The organism is Halomonas faecis (assembly GCF_010993975.1).
In the GTDB taxonomy this organism is placed as follows: Bacteria; Pseudomonadota; Gammaproteobacteria; order Pseudomonadales; family Halomonadaceae; genus Halomonas; species Halomonas faecis.
The window spans coordinates 200,382-225,701 of the sequence record NZ_JAACZO010000043.1; the positions used below are offsets into that span (position 1 = coordinate 200,382).

The 25,320-nt window shown below is 64.8% G+C and carries 21 protein-coding genes; 9 read left to right on the plus strand and 12 right to left on the minus strand.

The annotated features are described in order from the left end of the window. Positions 1-16: 16 nt before the first annotated feature. Positions 17-1,144: a 7,8-didemethyl-8-hydroxy-5-deazariboflavin synthase CofG gene (gene cofG, locus GFD32_RS14190; RefSeq protein ID WP_163577257.1), complete on the minus strand. Its 1,128-nt coding sequence runs from the start codon at positions 1,142-1,144 to the stop codon at positions 17-19. 230 nt (positions 1,145-1,374) lie between these two features. Between cofG and hutC the strand changes: the two genes are divergently transcribed. After that, positions 1,375-2,091 (plus strand): histidine utilization repressor, encoded by a 717-nt coding sequence (gene hutC, locus GFD32_RS14195; RefSeq protein WP_163577258.1) that lies wholly within the window; start codon positions 1,375-1,377, stop codon positions 2,089-2,091. Positions 2,092-2,168: 77 nt separating this feature from the next. On the opposite strand, the gene GFD32_RS14200 is transcribed toward hutC, so the two are convergent. After that, the gene (locus GFD32_RS14200; protein WP_163577259.1) at positions 2,169-3,491 is read right to left on the minus strand and encodes a YjiH family protein; all 1,323 of its coding nucleotides are present in this window, start codon (positions 3,489-3,491) and stop codon (positions 2,169-2,171) included. A 315-nt stretch (positions 3,492-3,806) separates the two neighbouring features. Between GFD32_RS14200 and hutI the strand changes: the two genes are divergently transcribed. The 5 genes from hutI to GFD32_RS14225 all read left to right on the plus strand — a co-directional run bounded on the left by hutI (position 3,807) and on the right by GFD32_RS14225 (position 10,837). Further along, positions 3,807-5,024, plus strand: coding sequence for an imidazolonepropionase (gene hutI / locus GFD32_RS14205; RefSeq protein WP_163577260.1), 1,218 nt, complete (start codon positions 3,807-3,809; stop codon positions 5,022-5,024). Further along, the gene (gene hutG, locus GFD32_RS14210) at positions 5,014-5,964 is read left to right on the plus strand and encodes a formimidoylglutamase (protein WP_163577261.1); all 951 of its coding nucleotides are present in this window, start codon (positions 5,014-5,016) and stop codon (positions 5,962-5,964) included. Before hutI ends, hutG begins: the two co-directional genes overlap by 11 nt. 49 nt (positions 5,965-6,013) lie before the next feature. Next, positions 6,014-7,708 carry a urocanate hydratase gene (gene hutU, locus GFD32_RS14215; protein ID WP_163577262.1) on the plus strand — a complete coding sequence of 565 codons (1,695 nt, stop codon included), beginning with the start codon at positions 6,014-6,016 and terminating at the stop codon, positions 7,706-7,708. 174 nt (positions 7,709-7,882) lie between these two features. Next, positions 7,883-9,415, plus strand: a complete 1,533-nt coding sequence (gene hutH, locus GFD32_RS14220) for a histidine ammonia-lyase (RefSeq protein ID WP_163577263.1) — start codon at positions 7,883-7,885, stop codon at positions 9,413-9,415. Between the two features lie 75 nt (positions 9,416-9,490). Then, on the plus strand, positions 9,491-10,837 hold the full coding sequence (locus GFD32_RS14225) for a Na+/H+ antiporter family protein (RefSeq protein WP_163577264.1): 1,347 nt from the start codon (positions 9,491-9,493) through the stop codon (positions 10,835-10,837). 72 nt (positions 10,838-10,909) lie between these two features. Here GFD32_RS14225 and GFD32_RS14230 read toward each other — a convergent pair whose 3' ends face one another. The 3 genes from GFD32_RS14230 to GFD32_RS14240 all read right to left on the minus strand — a co-directional run bounded on the left by GFD32_RS14230 (position 10,910) and on the right by GFD32_RS14240 (position 15,498). Next, positions 10,910-11,818, minus strand: a complete 909-nt coding sequence (locus GFD32_RS14230) for a LysR substrate-binding domain-containing protein (RefSeq protein ID WP_163577265.1) — start codon at positions 11,816-11,818, stop codon at positions 10,910-10,912. 94 nt (positions 11,819-11,912) lie between these two features. Further along, the gene (locus tag GFD32_RS14235) at positions 11,913-13,931 is read right to left on the minus strand and encodes a CocE/NonD family hydrolase (RefSeq protein WP_163577266.1); all 2,019 of its coding nucleotides are present in this window, start codon (positions 13,929-13,931) and stop codon (positions 11,913-11,915) included. A 1-nt stretch (position 13,932) separates the two neighbouring features. Further along, complete coding sequence (locus GFD32_RS14240) at positions 13,933-15,498, minus strand: BCCT family transporter (RefSeq protein ID WP_163577267.1); 1,566 nt, start codon at positions 15,496-15,498, stop codon at positions 13,933-13,935. Positions 15,499-15,788: 290 nt separating this feature from the next. Here GFD32_RS14240 and GFD32_RS14245 point away from each other — a divergent pair, with 290 nt between their 5' ends. Beyond that, complete coding sequence (locus GFD32_RS14245) at positions 15,789-16,724, plus strand: ABC transporter substrate-binding protein (RefSeq protein WP_163577268.1); 936 nt, start codon at positions 15,789-15,791, stop codon at positions 16,722-16,724. A gap of 12 nt (positions 16,725-16,736) precedes the next feature. Here GFD32_RS14245 and GFD32_RS14250 read toward each other — a convergent pair whose 3' ends face one another. From GFD32_RS14250 to GFD32_RS14270, 5 genes are all read right to left on the minus strand, one after another. After that, positions 16,737-17,045: a hypothetical protein gene (locus GFD32_RS14250; protein WP_163577269.1), complete on the minus strand. Its 309-nt coding sequence runs from the start codon at positions 17,043-17,045 to the stop codon at positions 16,737-16,739. Continuing rightward, on the minus strand, positions 17,045-17,503 hold the full coding sequence (locus GFD32_RS14255) for a thioesterase family protein (protein WP_163577270.1): 459 nt from the start codon (positions 17,501-17,503) through the stop codon (positions 17,045-17,047). The genes GFD32_RS14250 and GFD32_RS14255 overlap by 1 nt, the downstream gene beginning before the upstream one ends. Further along, positions 17,503-18,459: an L-carnitine dehydrogenase gene (locus GFD32_RS14260; protein ID WP_163577271.1), complete on the minus strand. Its 957-nt coding sequence runs from the start codon at positions 18,457-18,459 to the stop codon at positions 17,503-17,505. The genes GFD32_RS14255 and GFD32_RS14260 overlap by 1 nt, the downstream gene beginning before the upstream one ends. Then, positions 18,456-19,376, minus strand: coding sequence for a BKACE family enzyme (locus tag GFD32_RS14265; protein WP_163577272.1), 921 nt, complete (start codon positions 19,374-19,376; stop codon positions 18,456-18,458). The genes GFD32_RS14260 and GFD32_RS14265 overlap by 4 nt, the downstream gene beginning before the upstream one ends. 91 nt (positions 19,377-19,467) lie before the next feature. Continuing rightward, a complete protein-coding gene (locus tag GFD32_RS14270; RefSeq protein WP_163577273.1) occupies positions 19,468-22,266 on the minus strand; it encodes an EAL domain-containing protein in 2,799 nt (932 codons plus the stop codon). A 417-nt stretch (positions 22,267-22,683) separates the two neighbouring features. Here GFD32_RS14270 and GFD32_RS14275 point away from each other — a divergent pair, with 417 nt between their 5' ends. Continuing rightward, on the plus strand, positions 22,684-23,454 hold the full coding sequence (locus tag GFD32_RS14275) for a sulfite exporter TauE/SafE family protein (protein WP_240455664.1): 771 nt from the start codon (positions 22,684-22,686) through the stop codon (positions 23,452-23,454). Between the two features lie 99 nt (positions 23,455-23,553). Next, positions 23,554-23,982: a hypothetical protein gene (locus GFD32_RS14280; RefSeq protein WP_163577274.1), complete on the plus strand. Its 429-nt coding sequence runs from the start codon at positions 23,554-23,556 to the stop codon at positions 23,980-23,982. Between the two features lie 10 nt (positions 23,983-23,992). Here GFD32_RS14280 and GFD32_RS14285 read toward each other — a convergent pair whose 3' ends face one another. Together GFD32_RS14285 and GFD32_RS14290 are read right to left on the minus strand one after the other, a co-directional pair. Beyond that, entirely contained in the window at positions 23,993-24,184 is a 192-nt protein-coding gene (locus GFD32_RS14285; protein ID WP_163577275.1) for a DUF2061 domain-containing protein, read from the minus strand. Between the two features lie 133 nt (positions 24,185-24,317). Further along, positions 24,318-25,232 carry a LysR family transcriptional regulator gene (locus GFD32_RS14290; RefSeq protein ID WP_163577276.1) on the minus strand — a complete coding sequence of 305 codons (915 nt, stop codon included), beginning with the start codon at positions 25,230-25,232 and terminating at the stop codon, positions 24,318-24,320. Positions 25,233-25,320: the final 88 nt, after the last annotated feature.

Genomic DNA, 25,320 nt, shown 5'->3' on the forward strand with positions numbered 1-25,320 from the left:
GTTCTGGGTCGCGGTCTTAGACGCACTGCTGCAGTGCCAGGCCGTCGTCGCGAGCGATGTCGTCGAGCCGTTCGGCGAGGGGGGCGGCCAGGAAGCGCTGCGGCTCCTTCAGGTAGCGCGGATAGACGGCCAGGCGCTCCTCGAGGTCGTAGCCGCAGCGCGCGGTGGCCTGGCGCAGAGCCTCGATCTGGGGCCAGGCGCGTTCCGGGTTGATGTGGTCGATGGTCACCGGCGAGATGCCGCCCCAGTCGTTGATGCCGGCACCGATGTAGGCGGCGAACCGCGACTCGAGATTGGGAGGCGCCTGCAGGCTGATGGCGGGGTCCAGCATCAGGCGGGCCAGAACCAGGGTGCGCACCATGTCATCCAGGTCGGGCTCGGGATGATTGGCCATGGCCGTTCCCGGCTTGGCGCGGAAGTTCTGCACGATCACTTCCTGGACATGGCCGTAATGGCGATGAAGGGAGTGGATGGCTTGCAGGCTGTCCACGCGCTCTTCCCAGGTCTCGCCGATGCCGATGAGGATGCCGGTGGTGAAGGGGACGTCGTGCTGGCCGGCCCGCTCCAGCGTGCGCAGGCGCTGGGTCGGCACCTTGTCGGGGCAGGCGTAATGGGCCTGGCCGCGCTGCAGAAGTCGGCGGCTGACGTTCTCCAGCATCATGCCCATGCTGACGCTGACCGGCTTGAGACGGGCGACCTCTTCATCGGAGAGCGTGCCGGCGTTGACATGGGGAAGCAGCGAAGTCTCGTCCAGCACGCGCCGGCACATCTCGATCAGGTAGTCGATCATGCTCACGTGGCCGAGCCTGGCCAGGGCCTCGCGGGCCTCCGGATAGCGCAGCTCCGGCTTTTCGCCGAGGCTGAACAGCACCTCCTTGCAGCCCAGCCGCTCGCCTTTCCTGACCACGGCCATGACCTCATCCGGGGTCATGAGCCGCGCGTTGGGCGAACCCGGTTTCTGGACGAAGGTGCAGTAGCCGCAATCATCGCGGCACATGTTGGTGAGGGGAACGAAGACCTTGCGCGAGTAGGTCAGCGTCTTGCCCCAGTGCTCGTCGCGCACTAGGGCGGCACGCCGGGAGAATTCGTCCAGCTCTTGCGGCGACGCTGTTTTCAGCGCCAGGGCTTCCGGGCGGGTCAGCATATCGATCAGCGCTCCTGTTGTTGTTGTGCGCTTCTGGCTGTGTTTTACCAGTCGGTAAAGTAGACCCTAGACCATGTTTTTCCGGATGGTCAAATTTTTGTGCGGCGTCAGTTCGGTGTGGTGGAAAGGCGTGAAGGCTCTCAATGCCACCCTCTGGCCGGGGTGGCTGGACGTCGTGGGCCAGGTACACTGGCTGTATAGACAATCAACTCACCGCGACAGGATGCCCCATGGCGAGTGCACCCCCGCTTTATCAGCAGATACAGCAGCACCTGTTGGAGAAGATTCAGAGCGGCGACTGGCCGGCCCATCACCAAATTCCACCGGAGGAACAGTTGGCCCGCGATTTCGGGGTCAGCCGCATGACCGCCAACAAGGCGATTCGCGACCTCGTGCAGAAGGGCTACCTGACGCGCCAGCCGGGGTTGGGGACCTTCGTGACCGATCGCAAGGCGGAATCGTCACTGGTCGAGGTGTACAACATCGCCGAAGAGGTGCGCTCGAGGGGGCATCGCTACGGTAACGAGGTACTGACCCGCGAAGCCATCGAGGCGGATGATGAGGTGGCGCTTCGTCTGGGCGTGCGCCTCGGTAGCCGCGTCTTCCACACCTTGCTGGTGCACCGGGAGGACGACACGCCTATCCAGCTTGAGAATCGCTACGTCAACCCGCGCTGGGTGCCGGACTATCTGGAAACCGACTTCTCGCGGCACACCCCTAACGAGGTACTGGTGAAGGCCTGTCCGATCACCGATGTCGAGCATATCGTCGAGGCGGTGCTGGTCGATGCCCGGACTGCCGAGTGGCTGGCCATCGACACCGTCACGCCCTGCTTGAGCATGGTCCGGCGCACCTGGTCAGGCGAGCAGCTGATCAGCTACGCCCGGCTTCTGCACCCCGGCAACCGCTACAAGCTGCGCTCTTCGGTGCATCGCCAGTCCTCCTGAGTGCGTGAAGCCCGTGTGCAAGAGCGCGAGGCCAGGAACCCCCGGTCTCGCGCTCTTTTTTTCCGCCGGAGGACGGCTCAGCCGGCCAGTGCCTGAATCAAATGGCCGGTGGGCACAGCGAGCAGCAGGCTCAGCGCTACGCGAATGAACCACACCGCCAGCATGCGTCCCACCGACAGCGGGATGCTGGTGGAGAGGATGCAGGGAATGGAGGCCGAAAAGAACAGTACGGCGGAAACCGACACGACCCCAGCGGCGAAGCGTGCCGCGAACTCGGCCTCTGCCATCAGCAATGCCGGCAGGAACATCTCGGCCAGCCCTGCGGCGGATGCCTGGGCAAGTGCCGCGGCGTCAGCTACGCCCCACACGGCTACGAATGGATAGAAGAACCAGCCCAGCCACTCGAACAGCGGCGTGTACTTGGCGACTAGCAGTCCCAGCAGGCCCACCGACATGATCGACGGCAAGATGCTGATGGCCATCAGCAGCCCTTCCTTGAAATTGAGCGCCACGCTGCGCTGCAGCGAGGGAGCTTTGGCGGCCACTTCCAGGCCCGTCTGCCAGGCCGTGGTCAGCCGCTTACCAGGGACCGCTTGCGGTTCGCCATCTTCCGCGCTGTCATCCATGCGAGAGAGCGGCGGAAGGCGCACGGTCACGGCGGTGACGACGAAGGTGATCAGCAGTGTTAGCCAGAAATAGAGGTTCCATACCGCCATCAAATCCAGAGTGCGTGCGACGATGATCATGAAGGTCGCCGAAACCGTGGAGAACCCGGTGGCAATGATGGCAGCCTCCCGCGCTGAGTACTGACCAGCCTGATAGACCCGGTTGGTGATCAGCAGTCCGATGGAATAGCTGCCCACGAAGGAGGCCACCGCATCGATGGCCGAGCGACCCGGGGTGCGCCAGATGGGCCGCATCACCGGCTGCACCAGAACGCCTATCAGCTCCAGCAGACCGTAGCTGATCAGCAGCGCTAGGAAGATTGCCCCGATGGGCACGATCAGCCCCACCGGAATTACCAACTTGTCGAACAGGAAGGGCAGCATGTCCGGCTCGTGCAGGAAGGCGGGCCCCCAGCCTGTCAAGGCCATCAGCGCGGCGGCCACCCCGGCTACCTTCAGTACGGTGAAGATGCGTTCGGTGAGGTTGCGGTTCCAGTAGCCCCGAAACAGAGGATAGGCCGCACCGGCTACGATCAGCGCCAGGGCGTAGAGCCCGCTGGCGTCACCCAGCAAGTTGCGAGCGCCGGTCACCATGTGATCGAGCAGAATGGTTCGGCGGTCGCCGAGTTCGACGGGGACGAAGAAGATCAGGATGCCCAGGGCACTAGGTAGGAAGAGCTTGAGAAACGTTGCAGTGCCAGGCTTCTGCCGTGTCTGAGCGTTCGGAGTGTTCATGGGCACGCCTCCGGTAGTGTGGTGACTGAATCGGGATCGGCGATCCGTTTACATATGTATATACATTAAGGTAAGCGTTCACATCGCCGCCGCCCAGCGTCGGCGACTAGACATTGGTCTAAACTGTAGAGGCGTGCCCATCGAGCCTGCATTGATGGTTTTTATATAATCTTTTGTTTTTTAGTAATTTTAAACAGAAGTTCGGGCTCGTTACGGAATGCCGAAAGCCAACTTCAGCGAATGCTGACGGCTTGACGACCTTCTCGGGGCTAGGCTTAATTGTATATACATTAAGCTTTTCCGGAGGAGTCCTCCATGCCGAACAGCACCTCCAAGCGTCGCTTGTGGCGAGATGTCCGGGTCTTCGATGGTCTGCGCACCTTGCCGGAACCGATGGCGGTGGTCACCGAGGGGACGCGGATCGCCTCCCTGGTGGCGATGCGTGACGCCGATGAGAACTTGGTCGAAGGCTGCAGTGACATGGGGCGCGGCGGCGTCATGACCCCCGGTCTGGTGGATTGCCACACCCATCTCGTCTTCGGCGGTGGACGTGCCGACGAGTTCGAGGCGCGTCTGGAAGGGGCCAGCTACGAGGAGATCGCTCGGCGCGGCGGCGGCATCCTCAGCACCGTGCGGGCGACCCGCGAGGCCAGCGAGGAGGAACTGCTGGCACTGGCCAGGCCGCGCCTGGAAGCGCTGATCGCCGATGGTGTGACCACCGTGGAGATCAAGTCCGGCTACGGCCTGGATGTGGCCAGCGAACTGAAGATGCTGCGCGTGGCGCGACGCCTCGGCGAGGAACTGCCGGTACGTGTGGTGACCACCCTGCTGGGGGCCCATGCTCTGCCGCCGGAATTCAAGGGGGATAGCGACGGTTACATCGATCTGGTATGCCGGGAGATGGTTCCGGCCGCCACCCAGGCGGGCCTGGCCGATGCCGTGGATGTGTTCTGCGAGAAGATCGCCTTCTCGGTAGCGCAGTGCGAGCGGGTTTTCGTAGCGGCAGAGGCCCATGGTCTGCCCATCAAGGCCCATGCCGAGCAGCTCTCCAACCTGGGCGGCACTGCCATGGCGGCCCGTCATGGGGCCCTGTCCGCCGATCATATCGAGTATCTCGACGCGGCCGGCATCGCTGCCATGCGCGAAGCCGGCAGCGTCGCCGTGATCCTGCCGGGCGCCTTCCATACCTTGCGCGAGACGCAGCAGCCGCCCATTGCGGCACTGCGTAAAGCCGGCGTCCCCATGGCGGTGGCGACCGATGCCAACCCGGGCAGTTCGCCGCTGTTCATGCCCACCCTGATGCTTAACCTCGCTTGCACCCTGTTCCGGCTGACACCGCAGGAAGCGCTGGCCGGCATGACCGCCCATGGCGCGACCGCGCTGGGACTTGCCGGGCAGGGGCGGATTCGCGAGGGCGCCGAGGCCGACCTGTGCCTCTGGAACGTCGAATCGCCGGCCGGGTTGGCCTATGCGGTACAGCCGGGTCGTCTGCGTCAGCGTCTGTTCCAGGGAGAGCTCACCCATGGCAACTGAAACCACCATCGACATGTCGCTCTGGCAGGGGCGCACCGACCCGGAGCCGGGCAGTGATCGCTGGCACCAGAAAATCCAGCCGCTGACCGAGGGGGCGGCACCGGGCTGTGTACTGCTGGGCTTCGAAAGCGATGCGGGCGTGGCGCGCAACCAGGGGCGCACCGGCGCCGCGGCGGGTCCAAATGCACTGCGTCGGGCCTTGGGGCCGCTGGCCTGGCATCGTACCGGCCCGGCCTATGAGGCGGGCAACGTGAGCTGCGAGGGCGATGCCCTGGAGGCCGCCCAGCAGCGTCTCGCCGACCGTTTGGCTCCACTGCTCGAGGCTGAGCATCTGCCCATCGTGCTGGGCGGTGGCCACGAGGTGGCCTATGCCAGCTGGTGCGGATTGGCCCGTCATCTGCAGGCCAGCCACGATCCGGCACCGCGCGTCGGCATCATCAACCTCGATGCCCACTTCGACCTGCGCGACCCGGCGCATGTGCGCTCCTCCGGCACCCCCTTTGCTCAGATCGCCGATGACTGCGCCCGGCGCGGTTGGCCGTTCCGCTATGCCTGCCTGGGGGTGAGCCGCGCCGCCAATACCCGGGCACTGTTCTCGCGTGCGACCGAGCTGGGGGCGCTGGTCCGCGAGGATCGTGACATCGATGCTCGGCGTCTCGAGCCGATCATCAGAGACGTGCAGCGCTTCATGATGCGCTGCGACCACCTCTACCTGACCATCGACCTGGACGTGCTGCCCGCTGCCGAGGCGCCTGGAGTCAGTGCGCCCGCCGCCCGCGGCGTCTCGCTCGCCTTGCTCGAGCCGCTGGTAGAGGCGGTGCGCGACAGCGGCAAGCTGCGCCTGGCCGACCTGGCAGAGCTCAACCCCGCCCTGGATATCGATGGCCGCACTGCCCGAGCGGCGGCCCGTCTGGTTCATCTGCTGACCCAGGACGATTGACGAGCTTCGTGCTCGACCCGATCAACACCGAACCGAGAGGAGACAGTCCATGTCGCCCAACGACACGCGTCGGCACGCCGGCCGCCACGATCCTTCCCGCAAGATTGCCGCTCCCACCGGGGTCGAGCGCAGTTGCAAGAGCTGGCTCACCGAGGCGCCGCTGCGCATGCTGATGAACAACCTCCACCCGGACGTGGCCGAACGCCCGGATGAGCTGGTGGTGTATGGCGGCATTGGCCGCGCCGCCCGCGACTGGGAGTGCTACGACACCATCGTCGAGACGCTCAGGCGCCTGGAGGATACCCAGACCCTGCTGGTGCAGTCCGGCAAGCCGGTGGGGGTCTTCGAGACCCACAAGGATGCCCCGCGGGTGCTGATCGCCAACTCCAACCTGGTGCCGGCCTGGGCCAACTGGGAGCACTTCAACGAGCTGGATAAGAAAGGCCTGATGATGTACGGCCAGATGACGGCCGGCTCGTGGATCTACATCGGCTCCCAGGGCATCGTTCAGGGTACCTACGAAACCTTCGTCGAGGCGGGCCGCCAGCACTACGACGGCGATCTCAAGGGTCGCTGGATTCTCACCGCCGGCCTCGGCGGCATGGGCGGTGCCCAGCCGCTGGCCGCCAGCCTGGCGGGTGCCTGCTCGCTCAACGTCGAGTGCCAGCAATCGCGCCTCGACTTCCGTCTGCGTACCCGCTATCTGGACGAGCAGGCCGACGACCTCGACGATGCCCTGGCCCGTATCCAGCGCTATACCGCCGAGGGCAAGGCGGTCTCCATCGGCTTGTGCGCCAATGCTGCCGATATCCTGCCCGAACTCGTGAGCCGCGGAGTGAAGCCGGACATGGTCACCGACCAGACCAGCGCCCACGACCCGCTGCATGGCTACCTGCCCGCCGGCTGGTCCTGGGCGGAATACGTCGAGCGCGGTCAGCGCGAGCCCGAGGTCGTGGTCGAGGCCGCCAAGCAGTCCATGGCGGTACACGTGCAGGCCATGCTCGACTTCCAGACGATGGGTGTGCCCACCTTCGACTACGGCAACAACATCCGTCAGATGGCCATGGAAAAGGGCGTCGAAAACGCCTTCGACTTTCCCGGCTTCGTGCCGGCCTACATTCGGCCGCTGTTCTGCCAGGGCATTGGCCCCTTCCGTTGGGCGGCGCTTTCCGGCGATCCGGAGGACATCTACAAGACCGATCGGAAGGTCAAGGAACTGATTCCCGACGAACCGCATCTGCACAACTGGCTGGACATGGCCCGAGAGCGCATCAGCTTCCAGGGGTTGCCGGCGCGTATCTGCTGGGTGGGTCTCAAGGACCGCGCTCGCCTCGGCCAGGCCTTCAACGAAATGGTCGCCAACGGTGAGCTCAAGGCGCCGGTGGTGATCGGCCGCGACCATCTGGACTCCGGCTCGGTCGCCAGCCCCAATCGCGAGACCGAAAGCATGCAGGACGGCTCGGATGCCGTTTCCGACTGGCCGTTGCTCAACGCCCTGCTCAATACCGCCGGCGGCGCCACCTGGGTCTCCCTGCATCATGGCGGCGGCGTGGGCATGGGCTACTCCCAGCACGCCGGGGTGGTGATCGTCGCCGACGGTACGGACGACGCCCACGTCCGCCTGGGCCGGGTGCTGCGCAACGATCCGGGGACCGGGGTGATGCGTCACGCCGACGCCGGCTACGACATCGCCAAGCAGTGCGCTCGCGAGAACGGCCTCGACCTGCCGATGCTCGATAAGTAAAAGCCTCTGCATCCACCACCATGATTCTCGCCGGTACAAGGAGCACCGGTGGCAGGTCGAAGCGAAGGTCCGATTCCAGGGAAGGAATCGGTAGCGCCCAGGGAGGGGTTCACAGCGCCTTCGCGTAGTACCTGCCACCGGCAAGTTCCGGCCCGGCGAGATGAGGAACTCTCTATGAACCATCTCGAGATCCAACCCGGCAAGATGACCCTGGCGCAGGCGCGCCAGGTTTACCAGGCCCATGTGCCGGTCAGCCTGCCCGCAAGTGCCGACGCCGATATCACCAAGGCCGTCGACTGCGTGAATCGCGTGATCGCCGAAGACCGCACCGTCTACGGCATCAATACCGGCTTCGGTCTGCTCGCCCAGACCCGCATCGAGCAGGACCAGCTCGAGGATCTGCAACGCTCGCTGGTGCTGTCTCACGCCACGGGTGTCGGCGCGGCCATGGAGGACGATCTGGTACGCCTGATCATGGTGCTCAAGGTCAACAGCCTGGCCAGGGGATTTTCCGGTATCCGCCGTGAGGTGCTCGATGCTCTAACCGCGCTGATCAACGCGGAGATCTATCCACACATTCCGCTCAAGGGCTCCGTCGGTGCCTCTGGCGATCTGGCGCCGCTGGCCCACATGAGCGTGGTGCTGCTCGGTGAGGGCAAGGCTCGTTTCCGTGGCGAGTGGCTGCCGGCCGCCGAAGCGCTGAAGATAGCCGGACTCGAGCCGCTGGCCCTGGCCCCCAAGGAGGGACTGGCACTGCTCAACGGCACGCAGGTTTCCACCGCCTACGCCCTACGCGGTCTGTTCGAGGCGGAAGACCTCTATGCCGCGGCCACCGTGTGCGGTGCGCTGACCGTGGAGGCGACGCTGAGCTCCCGAGCGCCCTTCGATGCGCGTATCCATGACGCGCGTGGCCAGCGCGGTCAGATCGATGCCGCTGCCGGCTACCGTCACCTGCTCGGAGAACGTAGCCAGGTGAGCGATTCCCATATTGACTGCGGCAAGGTGCAGGATCCTTATTCCCTGCGCTGCCAACCCCAGGTGATGGGAGCCGCTCTTACGCAGATCCGCCAGGCCGCCGAAGTGCTGGGCACCGAGGTCAACGCGGTATCCGACAATCCCTTGGTGTTCGCTGCGGAGGGTGACGTCATTTCCGGCGGCAACTTCCATGCCGAACCGGTGGCCATGGCCGCCGATAACCTGGCGCTCGCCATTGCCGAGATCGGTTCGCTCACCGAGCGGCGCGTCTCGCTGATGATGGACAAGCACATGTCCCAGCTCCCGCCCTTCCTGGTGGAAAATGGCGGTGTCAATTCCGGGTTCATGATCGCACAGGTCACCGCAGCGGCACTGGCCAGCGAAAACAAGGCATTGGCCCATCCGCACAGCGTCGACAGCCTGCCCACCTCGGCCAACCAGGAAGATCACGTTTCCATGGCGCCGGCTGCCGGCAAGCGACTGTGGGAAATGGCCGATAACGTACGGGGCATACTCGCCATCGAGTGGCTGGCCGCCTGCCAGGGGCTGGACTTCCGCGACGGTCTCAAGACCACCGAATCGCTGGAGCGAGCTCGCCAGCTCCTGCGCGAGCGGGTCGCCTATTACGCCCGGGACCGCTTCTTCGGTCCGGATATCGAGGCTGCCACGGCCCTGCTGGCCAAGCGGTCACTGAACGCGCTGGTGCCCACTGGGCTACTGCCCAGCCATTGAGGTCATCGTGGTCGCCCACGATGGGCGACCCATGGCGCATCTCCAATAACAACGTCATACGTCCAAGGATATTTCATGAATGCAGTCGTTCTGGCCATCCTGGTGATGGTTACCCTCAGTCTCGCCCGCGTTTCCGTGGTCTTTGCACTGATTGCGGCTACCCTGGTCGGCGGTCTCTATGCCGGCATGCCGGTAGGCGACATCATGGAAGCCTTCAACGACGGCTTGGGTAACGGGGCCACCGTGGCCATTTCCTACGCCGTGCTGGGGGCCTTTGCCGTGGCGCTGTCGCGTTCCGGCATCACTCAGCTTCTTTCGCAGCGTGCCATTGCCCGGCTGCGGCTCGATGAAGGGATTCCCCATCGCCAGACCATCGTCTTCACGGTGCTGGGCATCCTCCTCGCCGCTGCGGTGAGCTCTCAGAACTTGATTCCGGTGCATATCGCCTTCATTCCGGTGCTGGTTCCGCCGCTGCTCAAGCTGATGAACCATCTCGAGCTCGACCGTCGAGCGGTGGCCTGCGTCATCACCTTCGGTATCACTGCCCCTTACATGCTCCTGCCGGTGGGTTTCGGTTCCATCTTCCTACACGACATTCTGTTGACCAACCTCAACGAGGCAGGCGAATCGTTGGGTTTGAGCGTGACGCCAGGCATGGTGCCAATGGCCATGATCGTGCCGATCGGTGGCATGGCGCTGGGGCTCATCGTGGCGGTACTGGTGAGCTATCGCGGCAAGCGCCGTTATGAAGATCGCGATCTGGCCCATGGCGATGAAACGCCGGCCGAGGCGGCCCAGCACCTGAGGCCCTGGCAGATGGGGGTGCTGGCCATTGCCTTGGTAGGGACCGTGGCGGTTCAGTTGCTCAGCGGTTCCATGGTATTGGGTGGCATCTTTGGCTTCGCGTTGCTATCGGTGAGTGGCGTATTCCATTGGCACGAGCAGGACGATATTTTCACCGAGGGTATGCGGATGATGGCCCTGGTTGGGTTCATCATGATCTCGGCAGCCGGTTTCGCCAGCGTGATGCAGGCCAGTGGCGAAGTCGAAACGCTGGTGGCCAGTTCTACCGAGATGATCGGCGACAACAAAGGGCTGGCCGCCTTGATCATGCTGCTGGTGGGGCTGTTCATCACCATGGGCATCGGCTCGTCCTTCTCGACCATTCCCATCATCGCTTCGCTCTACGTACCGCTGGCGCTGAACTTCGGGTTTTCCCCCATGGCCACCATTGCCTTGGTGGGCACCGCCGCGGCGCTGGGCGACGCAGGATCGCCGGCCTCCGATTCGACGCTCGGCCCCACGGCAGGCCTCAACGCCGACGGGCAGCACGACCATATCTGGGACAGCGTGGTACCCACCTTCCTGCACTACAACGTTCCGCTGATCGCCTTTGGATGGGTGGCTGCCATGGTGCTGTAATTTCAGCATTACTAGCTGGATCAACGTCTTCTGACTATGAGAGGCGTTGCCAGGCGGATGAGTCGGCCGGATCTAGGAATCCAATACCCACTGCCGAAACCGCTGTGCGGCCTGAGTCAGGTGACGATGTTCGGGTGTCAGCAACGACAGTTTGCCCTTGCTAGGCAGTGCGTTAGGCAGCGCCTGGACCAGATTTCCCTGAGACATGTCCTCCTGGAGCAGCCTCGCCCAACCCAGCGTCACGCCTTGGCTGGCTAGGGTGGCATGCATCAGCAGCTGATAGCTGTTGGCTCTGAGGGAATGGTTGGGCTCATGCCAGTGGAGTCCCAATGACCGGTACCAATCGTGCCAGGTCAGCCAGTCGTTGAAATGATCCTCCACGACCAGCAGAGTGTGCCGCTCCAGCAGGTCGGCCGCGTCTCGAATGGCTCCTCGATGGTCGAGATAGCGAGGACTGCACACCGCGATCACGTCCTCGCTGTCGAAGATCGGCTCGGCTCCCAGCCCCGGCGGATCGACCAGGTCCTTGACGTGGTAATAAAGGCCCAAGTCGAATTCCGAGAGATTCAGGCGATAAGGGTCCTCCACCGTGAGGATGCGGATCTCGATGTCCTCGTGTTCGCGCTGAAACTCGGGTAGCTGCCTCGCCAGCCAGATCGAGGCAATGGTGGGACTGGTGGCCAGCGTGAGCTGGCCATCCTGGCCGTGTCGTCGCAGGCGTGACGTTTCCTCGGCCAAATCGCGCAATACGCGGCGCACGACCCGGTAGTAGTGGTCACCCGCCGGGGTACGCCGCAATCCTTCTGGATCCCGCTCGAACAGCGGTCGCCCGAGATCGTCTTCCAGCCGCTTGATCCGACGACTGATGGCGCTTTGCGTCAGGCTCAGCTCACGCCCGGCTTGCGTGAAGCTGCCATGGCGTGCCGACGCCTCGAAGGCTTTGAGACACTGCAGCGGAGGGAGGGCGTCGGAAGCGGACATGAGAATTCTCGAAGCAGGTGCATACGAATCATCGCCGAGAATAGCATGTCGCTCCCTGTGGCTTGAGAGCATGGGCGAGGGAGCCAGTCGCTGCTCAGATGGCCACGCGCGGTACCGCCGTCTGCCAGTGCTTGCGATGCATCTCCTGGCCCTCGTCGTGCGCCACTTGCTCGGCCTCGATGAAGAAGGTGTGCTCGTTGCAACTGAGCCGATAGCGACTTTCCACGGAGACATCGAATTGCCCTGGGCCATCATCGCGACCTGCGTGGTAGTGCCAGACGATCTCGGCCCGTGCAAGCGTGGGGTCGTCCGGGTGAGCCGTATAACGCTCTTCGCAGTGTTGCTCGATTCGGTAACCATGATCGGCCAGGGTCAGCGCACCCAGGTCGTCCTCGACGATCACCGTGATCTCGCCAGTGGCGGCATCCTCCTGGACGGTTCGCCGCGGCTGCGCTCGGCGGCGTATCTCGACGTTGGCCGGCTGGGCCGACTCGGGAGCCTCGAAGGGGTTCGCCACTGGCTCGCCTTCGAATACCGGTAGTTCCAGGTGTTGTGGACCTGGCATCAGTGTCAGAGCCGCCCGCTTTGGGGTGGGCCAAAGGAGTGGGAAGTTGGCCGAGGCCACTGCGATGCGTAGGCGGTGCCCTTGGGGTAGCCGGTAGCCGATCATGTCCAGTTCGAGTTCGATTGCCATGGGTTCGCCCGGCACTGGCGGCTCCATTCGGTCGTGATCACGCAGTGACAGGTTGAGCACGCCGTAGGTGATGCGTGCCACCTGGCCATCCGGCTGCACGTCGCTCAAGCGCACCGTCAGTTGCCCACAGTCCCGATTGCTGGCCAGGGTCAGCCTGACCTTGGGCTTGCCCAGGATGCTGACGGTCTCCTCCAGCGGCTTGCTGTCGAAGCAAAGGGCGTGGGCATCGTCGCTGCGCTGGTCCCCCGGCAGATCGGGGCCGAACCAGATGGCGCAGTATTCGCCCTGATGGCTGCCCGCCGTCAGCGGTGAATCGATGACCTTCGACTCGGCCAGCGGTGCCTCGCCGTTCACCAGTCCTTGTTCAGTGAGCGATAAGGTGCGTGGCTTCACGTGCTGCGACGGCCATCCTTCGGTGCGCACCCAGACACCAGGACGTTCGCGGTACATTGGACTGGGTGGCAGTGAGTCCTGCAGATAGAAGGTGCCGGCTGGCTCATCCATGATCCCGGTGTCGATGTCCTTCAGCCAGTGATCCCACCAGCGCAGGGCTTCCTGCAGGAAGCCGATGGCCGGATCGGGGATCGCGAAGTGGGGATACTTGTGGATCCATGGGCCGATCAACCCCTTGCGTGGTCCGCTCAGGTGCTCCATCAGCCGCGGCACGCTGTTCTTGTAGGCATCTCCCCAGCCACCGATGGCATAGACGGCTGCCTGGATGTCGTCATAGGCCTGGTTGACCGAGCCATGCTTCCAGTAGTCGTCGCGATACTGATGGCTCAGCCATGTCTCCGCGAGTAGCGGCATGTTGTCCAGACGCGCCTTCCAGCGCTTGCGCCAGACGTCGCCGACCAGCGCCGGGTCGGGTGGGGCAGCGGAGAAGTTCAGCATGGTGGCCGACCAGCCCAGGTTCTCGTGCAGCAGGTTGCCGCCCTTGTAGTGGATGTCGTCGGTGTAGCGATCGTCGGTGGAGCACAATGTGATGATCGCCTTCAGAGGCTCCGGCTTCAGTGCCGCCAGCTGCAGGGAATTGAAGCCGCCCCATGAGATGCCCATCATCCCAACCCTGCCGGTACACCAGCTCTGACGGGTCAGCCACTCTATCACCTCCAGAGCATCGGCTTGCTCCTGCGGCAGGTACTCGTCGGCCATCAACCCTTCGGATTCACCGTTGCCACGCATGTCCACGCGCACCCCGGCATAGCCATGACCGGCGAAGTAGGGGTGGGTCAGTTCGTCACGTACCATGGTGCCATCCCGTTTGCGGTAAGGCAGGTACTCGAGGATCACCGGGACCGGCTTCTCCTCGGCATCCTCCGGCAACCAGACGCGTGCGGCCAGTCGGGTGCCGTCCGAGAGCGGGATCTCCAGGTGCTCGATCTCGCGAACGCGCCGGGGAAAGTCGGTCTTCACGCGCATGTCATTCGGCCTTCTGGTCTGTGTGGTGGGCGTGGTCGTTGCGGGGTGAGACGGGTAGCTCCAGCAGGCTGGGGTCGTTGAGCCAGCGCCACAGTGCGCTGCTGGCCAGCAGGATGATCATCATGGCCGGCAGGCCACCCAGGTTGGAAAGCATCTTGACGCCGTCGATGCCGACGAAGCTGGTCATGACCCAGGCGATGAGGCCGACCACGCTGCCCCAGACGATCTTCATCGGGATGCCGGCGCTGAAGTCGGAATCGGCGGTCAGCCCACGGGTGCACAGGTTGCCGATGGCGTCGGTATTGGAGTCGGCCGCGGTGACATAGGAGATGAAAGCGATGAACAGCAGCAGTGGGATCCAAACCTGTGATAGCGGCAGCTCGACGAACAGGCGATAGAGCACGTGCTCCACACCCTGATCGTTGAGCACCGCGTTCAAGTCCACTCCGGTCTGCCTCTGAAAGTAGAGCGTGCCGCCGGAGAAGATGGTGATCCACACCACCGCGAACAGTGCCGGGAAGAGCAGGTTGATGCGCAGGAACTCGCGCACGGTGTAACCGCGCGATATGCGGCCCAAGAACAATGCCGCCACCGGCGCCCAGGCGAACCAGATCGCCCAGTAGAAGATCGACCACCAGTAGGGCCATTGGTCATCACCGGCCGCCCCGGTGAACAGGCTCATGGTGAAGAAGTTGTCGAGATAGACCCCGAAGGATTCGGCACCGATCTTGAGCATGAAGACGGTGGGGCCAAAGACCAGAACGAACGCGCCGAGAGCCAGCAGCAGCCAGGCGTTGAGCGCCGAGAAGCGAGCGATGCCCTTCTGCAGGCCGCTGGCGGCCGAGAACACGAAGGTCGCCACGATCACCGAAATGATGATGCCGAGACGTATCGGGCTGGTTTCACCGTTGACGTACTGGCCGATACCGCCGGCCAGGGTGATGGCACCCGTACCCAGCGTCGAGGCCATGCCGGCGACCAGCGAGTAGAGAGCCAGGGCATCGATCAGACCGGCATAGCGGCCGACGCGTTGGCCGAACAGTGGCTCCAGCATGCTGGAGATCGAGAATTTCTGACGTCGATTGTAGAACGCCAGGGCGAAGATCAGGGCTGGCACCGCGTAGATGGCATAGGGCGTGAACGCCCAGTGCAGGAACATCGTCGACATGGCGAACAGTGCTGCATCGCTGGAGCCGGCTTCGAGCCCCAGCGATTCTGGCGGTCCCATCAAGTGATAGAGCGGCTCTGCTGTGGTCCAGAACAGCACGCCCACGGCCAGGGTGGTGCACAGCGTGATGGAGAACCAGCGGGCCCGAGAGAGCAGGGGGGTGGCCTGCTTGCCACCGATCCGAATCCTTCCCAGCGGCGAGAAGTAGACTACTACGGCCATGACCAGCAAGTAGAGGCTGCCGAGGCTGAAGAGCCAAGAGAAACGGTCGAGGACGGCGTCGTTGAGCTGGCTGGTGAAGGCGAGAAAGCCCTCGAGATCGATGAAGCTGCCGACCACGGCTGCCATCAGGATCAAGAAGGTTGGCCAGAAGACCAAAGGGCGCATGCTATGCGTCATACGGGGGAACTCCGCTCGTTATCGTTAGAAGTCGGATGCGTTCAGGACATGGCAAGCTACCTTACTGTCATGCACAGGGGCCGCCACAAGCGCTGATTGCGAATGGGGGTATGCGCAGAGAGCATGCATGCCACCTTGACTCATTGCCTCCCGGGCGTAGCAGGACAAGCACGACGGAGGGGCGTTGATAGACAACGTCGCTTATGGAGTTCTGAATGTCGTGTTACGTCGAGTCTGATCCGTTCGGTTGGGCACACTGGGAGCACACTTCCCGCAAGAGGCAAGACACCATGAATGACATCACTCGGGGTATCACGCGCGTTGCCGGCCTGGCACTGCCCCTGCTGCTGGCGGGCCCTGCCGCTGCCGACCTCGACGAAGTGCGCTTCGGCGTGCCGCCGTGGCCGGGCGTGACCGTCAAGTCGGAAGTGGCGGCCCAACTGATGGAGGCCATGGGCTACGAGACGCGTCAGCGTGAGCTTGCCGTGAGCGTGATTCTCGAGGGGCTGACTCGCGGCGATCTCGATGCATACCTCGGTGGCTGGTATCCGGTGCAGACCGAGATGGTCGAGCCGCTGGTTGCCGATGGCAAGGTGGAGAAGCTGGTCGCCAACATTCAGGGTGCCACCTCTGGCCTGGTCGTCCCGCAGTATGTCTACGATGCTGGCGTGACGTCGGTCGCCGAACTGAACGCCCACCGCGATCGTTTCGACGCTGAGATTCAGGGGATCGAAGCCGGTACGGGTATCAATACCGCCATCCTCGAGGCGATCGACGGCGATCTGGCCGGACTGGGCGACTGGACGCTGCGTGAGAGCTCCACGGCGGCGATGCTGGCTCAGGCCGAGCAGAAGATGGCCGACGAAGAGTGGGTCACCTTCGTGGGCTGGGAGCCCCACTGGATGAATGTCAGCTTCGATCTGGTCGATCTGGAAGACGCCGACGATGCCGGTATCGCCGAGATCGAGAGCACGGTGTGGACGGTGGTGCCGGCCAGCCTGGCCGAGGAGGATCCCCAACTGCATCGCTTCCTCTCCCAGTATGTGGTCGATATCGAGGACCAGAACGCCTGGGTGCACGGCTACAGCTACGACGACCGCCCCGCTGACGAGGTGGCTCGTGAGTGGATCGGCGACAACCTCGATACCGTGGCCGAGTGGCTGGATGGTGTCGAGGCCCGCGACGGTGTGCCCGCCATCGAGGCCGTGCATGCCGAGTCCCCCTGAACCGCCAGGAGCCTAAGCCGCTATCTGTGCCTGCAACGCCTGGCAGAAATCCTGCCAGGCGTTCTGCATCTCGGGCAGCAGAGTGTGGGCGTGAAGGGCACCGTGCACGAAGAGCACGCGGCCGGGCGCACGATGACGTGGCGAATAGCGCCGCACCGCCACGCCGGCGACCCGCTCATCGGAGACGCCCAGTGCCGCCGGGTCGGGCGGGGCAAAGTGTTGACACAGTCGGTCGTAGCGGCGGCGCGCCTCGTGCCAGCCCACGCCGTCGAGGGTGTCCAGACCCGCTTCGAAACGGGCGATGAAAGCCGACAGTTCCACTACCGGCGCCGAATGCCGATGGTACGCCCGGCCAGTTCCGGCCAGGCACTGGTGTCGGCGTGGGGCAGCGCGGCGATGGCCGTCTCGATGGGGGCGGGAAACGGTGCCGGGCGGCCGGCCACGCTGTCGATACCCATCAGCATCTGCTCGCTGGCGGCCAGCAGGCTGTCTTCGGCGTCGAATAGCTCGAAGAAGACATGCAGCCGCTTGGCATCGCGATCCAGCAGGGTCAGCGTGACCGCAAGCGGCTCTCCCTCGAGGGTCTCGCGGCGATAGCAGAGATGGGTCTCCAGGGTGTAGATCGTGTAGCCGTGGCGTGCGCGACCGGCGGCGTTCAGGCCGATGCGCTCCATCAGCGCCTCTACCGCCAGGGAGAACACGCGGGCGTACTCGGCGTCGTTCATGTGGCCGTTGTAGTCGACCCATGCCGGGTCGACGCGGCTCTCGAGAATCACCATCAGAGTCGCCCCTCCAGACCTTCAGCTTCCGGCCAGTATTTCTTGACCAGGTCGAGCAGTTCAACCAGAAAGTCGTCGCGACGGCGGTCCAGCTCGGCGACCGGGCGGCCGGCGGCCTGGTGCTCGCAGCCTGCGACGACCTTGTCGATCAGCTCGTCGGTCAGCTCCGGGGCCTCGAGCTTGGTCCAGGGCAGCTTCAGCGCCGGGCCGAACTGCTCCAGCATGTGGCGCATGCCCTGCTCGCCGCCGGCCAGGTGGAAGGTCAGGAAGGTGCCCATCAGCGACCAGCGCAGGCCGCAGCCGTAGACCACTGCCGCGTCCACCTCCTCGGTGGTGGCCACGCCGTCGTTGACCAGGTGCAGGGCTTCGCGCCATAGCGCCTCCATCAGGCGGTCGGCGATATGCCCCTCGATCTCGCGGCGCACGACCAGAGGGCGCATGGCCAGGGATCGGTAATGCGTCTGAGCCTTCTCGAGGTGCACCGGTCGTGTCGCCTCGCCGCCCACCAATTCCACCAGCGGCAGCAGGTAGACCGGATTGAAGGGGTGAGCGACGACCACCCGGCCCGGCGCCTTGGCACAGTCTTGCTGCAGGTCGCTGGACTTGAAGCCGGACGTCGACGAGCCGATGATCACCCACTCCTCGGCGGCAGCGTCCAGGGCGGCGAGAATCTCACGCTTGAGCGCCAGGCGCTCCGGGACGTTCTCCTGGATCAGGTCGGCGTCTTCCACGGCGTCTTCGAGACTATCCACGAAGCGCAGCCGCTCGGGACTGGCGCCTTCGGCCGGGCCCAGCCGCTCCAGCGACGACCAGGCGCCTGCCACGAAGTCGCGGGTGCGCGCCGGGGCCTGCGGGTCCGGATCGAAGGCCACTACGTCCCAGCCCCGGGCCAGGGCGCGGGCGATCCAGCCATTGCCGATCACCCCGGTGCCGATGACGGCGAGACGCTGGCTCATGCCTTACCTCCTTCGACGCTGTGGACGACCTTGCCAGTACGCGGATCGCGAAGCCCCAGGTGGGCGCGGGTCTCGGCGGGGCTCATGACGCGGGCGCCCAGATTTTCGATCAGGGTGGCGGCCTTCTCGACCAACTGACCGTTGGTGGCCAGTACGCCCTTCTTCAGATACAGATTGTCCTCCAGGCCGACCCGGGCGTGGCCGTCCAGCAGCACTGCCTGGGCCGCCATGGGCATCTGGTGGCGACCGATGCCGAAAGCCGCCCAGTGAGCGTTTTCCGGCAGCTTGTTGCGCATGGCCAGCAGGGTCTCGGTGTCGGCCTCGGCGCCCCAGGGGATGCCCAGGCAGAGCTGATAGAGGGGATCGCCGTCGAGCAGGCCCTCCTGCTGCAGCTGGCGGGCGAACCACACGTGGCCCAGGTCGAAGCACTCGAGCTCCGGCTTGACCCCGGCGGTCTGCACCAGACGGGCGTGCTCGCGCAGCCAGTCGGCAGGGTTCACGTAGACCATGTCGCCGAAGTTGAGACTGCCGCAGTCCAGGGTGCAGAGCTCCGGCAGCAGCTCGGCCACCGGCGCATGGCGCTCGGCCGGGGTCTGGATGTCGCTGCCCGGGCCGCCGCGGGTGGGGTCCTCGGCGTCGGGGATCCAGTCGCCGCCGCCGCCGGCGGTGATGTTCATAACGATGTCGGTGTCCGCTTCGCGGACGCGCTCCATCACCTCGCGGAAATGTTCCAGGGAGTGGCTGATGCCGCCGGTCTCCGGGTCGCGGACGTGGATGTGCGCTACGCTGGCACCGGCCTTGGCGGCCGCAATGCAGTCGTCGGCGATCTGCTGCGGCGTGACGGGAACGTGGGGGTTCTTGCCGGTGGTGTCGCCAGCGCCGGTGACGGCACAGGTCAGGATGACGTTACGGTTCATGTCGCGCTCTTCATCGGTGCGTTGAGGTCGCGTCCAGTGTGACGGCCTGCCTCGAGCGCTATTTGCCGAAAGGCGTCGCAAGGTCGGCGAATTACGTCATTGGGTGTCGAGCGGAGCGCCAACTGGTGGGGGGCTGCCACTGGTGATGCCAATCCAGCAGTTCCGCGGCCGGCATGGGGCGGGCGATACCGAATCCCTGGGCTTCCGGGCAGCCCAGCTCAATGAGTCGGCGACCCTGGGCTTCCGTCTCCACGCCTTCCGCAATCACCTGGAAGTCGAAAGCCCGGGCCAGTCCGATGATGCCCTTGACGATGGCTTGATCGCCGCGGTCCTCGAGCATGTCGCGAATGAAGGTGCGATCGATCTTGAGCCGTTCGGCGGGCAGGTACTTGAGGTACTCCAGGGCGGCATAGCCGGTGCCGAAGTCGTCCAGCGAGACGCCCACTCCCAGCGCCCGACACTCGCGGATCACGTCGCCGGCACGCTGGATGTCGCCGATGGCGGCGCTTTCCAGGATTTCCAGCTCCAGGCTATTGGCCGGCAGTGCGGGGTGATGCGCCAGGTGGCGGCGCAAGGAGGCGACGAAGTTGGGCTGCTGTAGCTGCAGGGCGTTGATGTTGACGCTGATGGAGAGCGCAAGTCCCTGCCGGTGCCAGCGTTCGACCTGCTCCAGGGCGGTTTCGATCACCCAGTGGCCAATGGTGACCGAGATCGGATGCTGTTCGATGGTGGGTAGGAACTCGCCGGGGGGCACCATGCCCCGCTGAGGGTCCTGCCAGCGCAGCAGCGCCTCCACGCCGATGAGCCTGCCGCTGGCCAGGTCCACCTTGGGCTGATAGTGCAACTGGAGCTCGTGCTCGGCCAGGGCCGTTTCCAATCGCTGCACCAGGCGCGACAAGGCTACCTGGTGGCGATCCTGCTGAGGGTCGAACCACTGCAGGCGCTGGCGTCCATTGAGCTTGGCCTGGTGCAGCGCCTGGTGGGCGTGGCGCAGCAGCGTGTCGGCATCGGCGCCATCCTCGGGAAAGGCGGTGGCACCGAAGCTGGCCGAGCAGCACACGCGGATGTCGCCGATGCGCAGCGGTGTGGTCGTTTCCAGCTGCAGGCGCTGGAGAATGGCATCGGCCTCCTGCACCGAGCTCAGTTCGTCGATGACGGCGACGAATTCGTCGCCGCCCAGGCGGGCCAGGGTGTCGCCGTCGCGAAGTGCGGCATGCAGGCGCTTGGCTAGCAGCTCCAGTACGCGATCGCCCAGCGCATGGCCGTGACGCTCGTTGAGTGTCTTGAAGTCGTCGAGGTCGATGGCCACCACGACGATCACCTTGTCGGAACGACGGCTCACGCCGATGGCGTGTTGCAGGCGATCGCTGAGCAGCATGCGGTTGGGCAGACCCGTCAGCGGATCGTGGTAGGCGCTGTGCTCCAGCTGCCGTTGGTGCTCGCTGGCGCGGTCGGTGATGTCGGTGAAGACCGCCACGTAGTTCTGCAGCTTGCCGCGTTCGTCGTGAACGGCGTTGATGGTCAACAGCTCGGCATACACTTCGCCGTTCTTGCGGCGGTTCCAGATCTCGCCCTGCCAGGAGCCGGCGCTGGTCAGCTGTCGCCACAGCGCCTGGTAGAAGGCGTGGTCCTGACGGCCCGACTGCAGGATGCGCGGGTTCTTGCCGATGGCTTCGTCGCGGGAATAGCCGGTGATGCGCGTGAAGGCGTCGTTGAGGTCGAGGATCGTGGCGCTGGGATCGGTGACCGTGATGCCGTCCTGGGTGTGCTGGAAGACATTGGCGGCCAACTGCAGCCGGGCCTGTATGTGACGCAGAATCAAGAACGACAGGCCCACCGTGGCCAGCGCCACCAGCAGCGTCACGGCCAGATACTTCGCCAGGTCGATGCGGGCCGTCTCCTGCAGGCGCTGAGCGGTGGCGAGGATGTCGCTGGCCAGCCCATCCTCCACCGCTTTGATGCTTTCGATCTTGGCGGTCTGCCAGGTGAACCACCGCTCGGGAGTGATTGCCGGCAAAGCGGAGCCCGGTTGCTCCAGCAGTTGCTCGCGGAAGGTTTCCAGAGGTTTCAGTTCGGGCTGGTTCAGTGCCGAGGCGAGCCGCTCCCGGGGAGAGCGACCGGCGAGGCCGTGGAACGTGGCCAGATAGGCAGCCTGCTGGCCGGCCAGTTCCACCGTGCGCCGGTACACGGCCGGCGAGAGCGTCTCCTCGGTCAGGCCGTCGGAGAGCGTCGCGCGTTCGAGGCCGGCGAGCTCCTTGGCCATCAGCAGGGCATGGTAGGCACCCAGGCGACGATTGATGGTGCCCTTGTCGGTCAGGTGCGTGAGCCGACCGACCAGGATATTGAGCTCCCGGGTGATGCGTGTGTAGTGGCTTACGGCATCCTCGCTGGCGATGGCCAGCTCATCGGTGCGTTGGCGCAGCGTGTCGAGGCTTCGAAACAGCGCAGTGACGGATTCGAGGTCGCGCAGGAAGCTCAGATAGCGGCTTTCGGCCAGTGGCGTGTTCTGGGGCAGGGAATAGTGGCTGGTCCTTTCCGTCAGCTGCGACTGGGCGCTGAGGGCATCGATATCGACCGCTTCCAGGTGCTCCATGAACCGTGAGATCTGCTGGTCGACGCTGTCGCGTGCGGCGACGATCCGCTCGCTGAAATGGCGCCCAGCGCTGCCGAGCAGACCGGCGCTCATGCCACGCTCTACCTGGAGGACATGAACGAGTTCACCGGCTTCGACGGCCAGGTGGGTGAGCGACTCGAGTTCCGCCATGTTGACGGCCAGTTTCTGGCGCTCGATGGCCCCCGAGAAGGCGAGCCAGAACAGGGCTGCCAGCGGCAGGCCGAGAGCGATGACGAAGCGGGCCTCCAGGGAGAGACGATTGAAGAACGACAGCATGTGACGAGATTCTCTGGGCCGGACGCGCAGCGCTCGGCGGTGGGATTGGGCACAAGGCGTTGTCTCGTCGTCAGGAAGGGGGAGCCCGTCGCTATCGAGCGGGCATGTTCGGCGTGTGGTTGGCGTTATGGCCGAACGCGGTAGCTTTCCGCAAAGGTCGGTCAAGTCCGACGGGTTGCCAGGATAGCCGATTCCGGAGGCGTTGACTGCACCTGGCGGGCTGTCGACGGGCGACATCGACAAGCAGAGCCGCGCAGATGGAGTGGAGTGTCGCGTATGGAGAGCAGAAGGAGAAGTGGCGTATCCTGTCGATGGGGCGCACCAGACCACAGCTCACGGCTAGCGAGGTGCCGCCGCTGATCGTGTGCAGCGACGGCCGTGAGGCGGTCTGCCACGCTTTGGAGAGGAGCGTATCGAGTGATACTAACGGCCATGGAAGCGCTTTCGCCGCTCTCGGGCGGTGCCAACCTGGTGCTGCTGGCGCTGTCCACCCTCACCTCGGCCATTACCGCGGCGCTGGGCGTGGGGGGCGGCGTGCTGATGATCATGGCGCTGGCTCAGGTGATGCCGGCCGCGGCGGTGATTCCGGTGCACGGCATGGTGCAGCTGGGCTCCAACGTGGGACGGGTGGCGCTCACCTGGCGTCACGTCGACCGTGCCGTGATGGCCGCCTTCGTGCCCGGTGTGGTGCTCGGCGCGCTGCTCGCTGCCTGGCTGCTGGTGCGCCTGCCGCCGGGGGTGCTGGAGCTGTGCATCGCCGCCTTCGTGCTCTACTCCTGCTGGGGCTGGGGGCTACCCAAGCGCGCCCTGGGCGGCGCCGGCACTTTCGTGGCCGGGACGGCCACCACGGTGCTTTCCAACTTCGTGGGAGCCAGCGGCCCGCTGGTGGCGGCTTTCATCAAGGAGGGGCGAGCCGAGCGGCTGCCGCGGGTGGCCACCTTCTCGGCCTGCATGACCGTGCAACACCTGCCCAAGGCGGTGATATTCGGCGCGGCGGGGTTCGTGTTCCGCGACTGGCTGGCCTTCATCCTGGCGATGGTCGCGGCCGGTTTCGTGGGCACCTGGCTGGGCCTGCGGCTGATGCAGAGGGTCAGCGACCGGCGCTTCGATGCGCTCTTCAAATGGGTGCTGACGCTGCTCGCCCTGCGCCTGATCTGGCTGGGTGGCCAGCGCCTGTGGGGGGGCTGAGACCTGCGAGGAAACGTCTCGCGGGCGGCGGGGAGCCGTCTCCCCCGTTCGCGGGTCTCAGGGTCGTGCTTCACCGTTGATTCGATAGAGGAGAGAGCCATGCAGCGTTGGACGAGACGTCTCGCCCTAGTTGCCCTGTTGGGGGTGCTGACCGGCTGTGCCGCTACCCAGGATCCTCGCGATAGGGCCATCGAATTGCGTCCCGGCGAGTCCTACGAGGTGATGGCGCCGGGGGCCTATCTCTTTACCTTCACGTTAGATACCCGTTCGCGGGTGGTGCTGGAAAGCGAGACCCGTCCCGGTGACTTCGTCACCTCGCCGGCCGGCGTGCTGCTCGACGGTGAGGGCCGGGAGGTCACCCGCGACTGGACCAGCGGGCGCGGCAGCAATTTCCGCATCGAAAAGGCGTTGCCGGCCGGCACCTGGTATCTGCGCACCCGCGACCCGCATGCGTGTCTCTCGGTGCGCCACTGCACCGATCGCGACAACCGCTACCGGGTGCATTTCAGGCTGGATGAGATGCCCTGAGAAGGGGTGCTCAGCTCGTCTGGAGGGCGCGCCGACGACCGATACGTTCCCACGCCTTCTCATGGAAGAAGTAGGCCACGGTGTTCGCCGCGGGTTCGATCAGGGCGACCATGCCGCCGAGCACCCAGCTGCCGGTGAGCAGGTAAGTGACGCTGAAGGCCACGCAGAAGTGCACGAGGGCGAAGGTGGCGGTCTTCTTCATGGCATAGCTCCAAGAGTGAGAATCATGTGCATAGCCTAGGGTGGCTTTGGCGATGATTGAAGCGGATTGCCTGGATGGTTTCGATAGCTTCATTCAATGGCTGTGCCAGGCTTCCCGCTCGTCGGTCAGCGGGTCAGACCAAGGCCTCCTGTGGCTGCCACTCTCTGGGTGCGGCCTTGCGCAAGAATTCGAGCAAAGTGGTGATGCGGCGTGGCCGCTGGCCATAGGGATAGAGCAGGGTGACCGGTAACGGCTCCGGCTGCCAAGCCGGCAGGCAGGGGGTGAGTTCGCCGGGATGGTGCTTCTCGCGGGCGGCCACCAGCCAGTCCGGCAGCACGCCGATTCCACGGCCATGGGCGATGGGGTCCATGTGCAGTACGGGTAGGTCGACCCGCAGTCGTGAGCACGGCGGACGAAACTGGAAACAGCCCCGCGTGGCGTGATGCAGAGTCAGGCCCTCGTGGGTGGTGCCCAGCAAGTCGATCCAGGCGTGCTGGGCCAGTTCGCGGGGATGTCGGGGTTCACCGTGATGCGCGAGATAGTCGGGATTGGCATACAGCCGCCGCGTCAGCCGGCCCAGCGGCTCCTGCTTGAGCCCCGAGGCCGGTAGCTCGCCCACCCATACGTGCACGCAGTGGCTGTCCGGCGCGTTGGGCGCATGCTCTCGGGTGTGTAGGGTCAGCTCCACATCCGGATGGCGGGTCAGAAAAGCGTCGATCACCGGGGCTGCCCAGCTACGCGCCAGGGTAGAGTGGACCTCGAGGGTCAGGCGTCCGCTGATCGCCTCGGAGAGTTCGGCCAGCGCCTCGCGGCTGCGGTTGGCCAGGGCCAGCATCTCCTGACAGTAGTCGTGAAACAGCAGTCCCGCTTCGGTGGGAATCAGCCGGTTGGCCTGGCGGCGCAGCAGGGGCTGGCCCAGCCGCGCTTCCAACTGGCTGATGCGCCGGCTCAGTGTCGATTTGGCCAGTCCCTGCTCCTGTGCGCTGCGCGTCAGGCTGCCGGTAGCCATCACCGCATCGAAGGCGGCCAGTTCGTCGAAGTCGTGCATAGGGCGGACGGTTGCGGCTGGTGGTGACAGCGAGTTTGCCATACCAAGCATAATAATGAAAATTATTGTCATTTGAAGGGCGGGAGCG

Coding starts and splice junctions, on each gene's coding strand:
- GFD32_RS14245 (WP_163577268.1), top strand. CDS start 15,789: ATGAATGACATCACTCGGGGTATCACGCGCGTTGCCGGCCTGGCACTG.
- GFD32_RS14260 (WP_163577271.1), bottom strand. CDS start 18,459: ATGAGCCAGCGTCTCGCCGTCATCGGCACCGGGGTGATCGGCAATGGC.
- GFD32_RS14225 (WP_163577264.1), top strand. CDS start 9,491: ATGAATGCAGTCGTTCTGGCCATCCTGGTGATGGTTACCCTCAGTCTC.
- hutC (WP_163577258.1), top strand. CDS start 1,375: ATGGCGAGTGCACCCCCGCTTTATCAGCAGATACAGCAGCACCTGTTG.
- hutG (WP_163577261.1), top strand. CDS start 5,014: ATGGCAACTGAAACCACCATCGACATGTCGCTCTGGCAGGGGCGCACC.
- GFD32_RS14240 (WP_163577267.1), bottom strand. CDS start 15,498: ATGACGCATAGCATGCGCCCTTTGGTCTTCTGGCCAACCTTCTTGATC.
- GFD32_RS14230 (WP_163577265.1), bottom strand. CDS start 11,818: ATGTCCGCTTCCGACGCCCTCCCTCCGCTGCAGTGTCTCAAAGCCTTC.
- hutU (WP_163577262.1), top strand. CDS start 6,014: ATGTCGCCCAACGACACGCGTCGGCACGCCGGCCGCCACGATCCTTCC.
- GFD32_RS14270 (WP_163577273.1), bottom strand. CDS start 22,266: ATGCTGTCGTTCTTCAATCGTCTCTCCCTGGAGGCCCGCTTCGTCATC.
- cofG (WP_163577257.1), bottom strand. CDS start 1,144: ATGCTGACCCGCCCGGAAGCCCTGGCGCTGAAAACAGCGTCGCCGCAA.
- GFD32_RS14255 (WP_163577270.1), bottom strand. CDS start 17,503: ATGGTGATTCTCGAGAGCCGCGTCGACCCGGCATGGGTCGACTACAAC.
- GFD32_RS14265 (WP_163577272.1), bottom strand. CDS start 19,376: ATGAACCGTAACGTCATCCTGACCTGTGCCGTCACCGGCGCTGGCGAC.
- GFD32_RS14200 (WP_163577259.1), bottom strand. CDS start 3,491: ATGAACACTCCGAACGCTCAGACACGGCAGAAGCCTGGCACTGCAACG.
- hutH (WP_163577263.1), top strand. CDS start 7,883: ATGAACCATCTCGAGATCCAACCCGGCAAGATGACCCTGGCGCAGGCG.
- GFD32_RS14290 (WP_163577276.1), bottom strand. CDS start 25,232: ATGCACGACTTCGACGAACTGGCCGCCTTCGATGCGGTGATGGCTACC.
- GFD32_RS14280 (WP_163577274.1), top strand. CDS start 23,554: ATGCAGCGTTGGACGAGACGTCTCGCCCTAGTTGCCCTGTTGGGGGTG.
- GFD32_RS14285 (WP_163577275.1), bottom strand. CDS start 24,184: ATGAAGAAGACCGCCACCTTCGCCCTCGTGCACTTCTGCGTGGCCTTC.
- GFD32_RS14235 (WP_163577266.1), bottom strand. CDS start 13,931: ATGCGCGTGAAGACCGACTTTCCCCGGCGCGTTCGCGAGATCGAGCAC.
- hutI (WP_163577260.1), top strand. CDS start 3,807: ATGCCGAACAGCACCTCCAAGCGTCGCTTGTGGCGAGATGTCCGGGTC.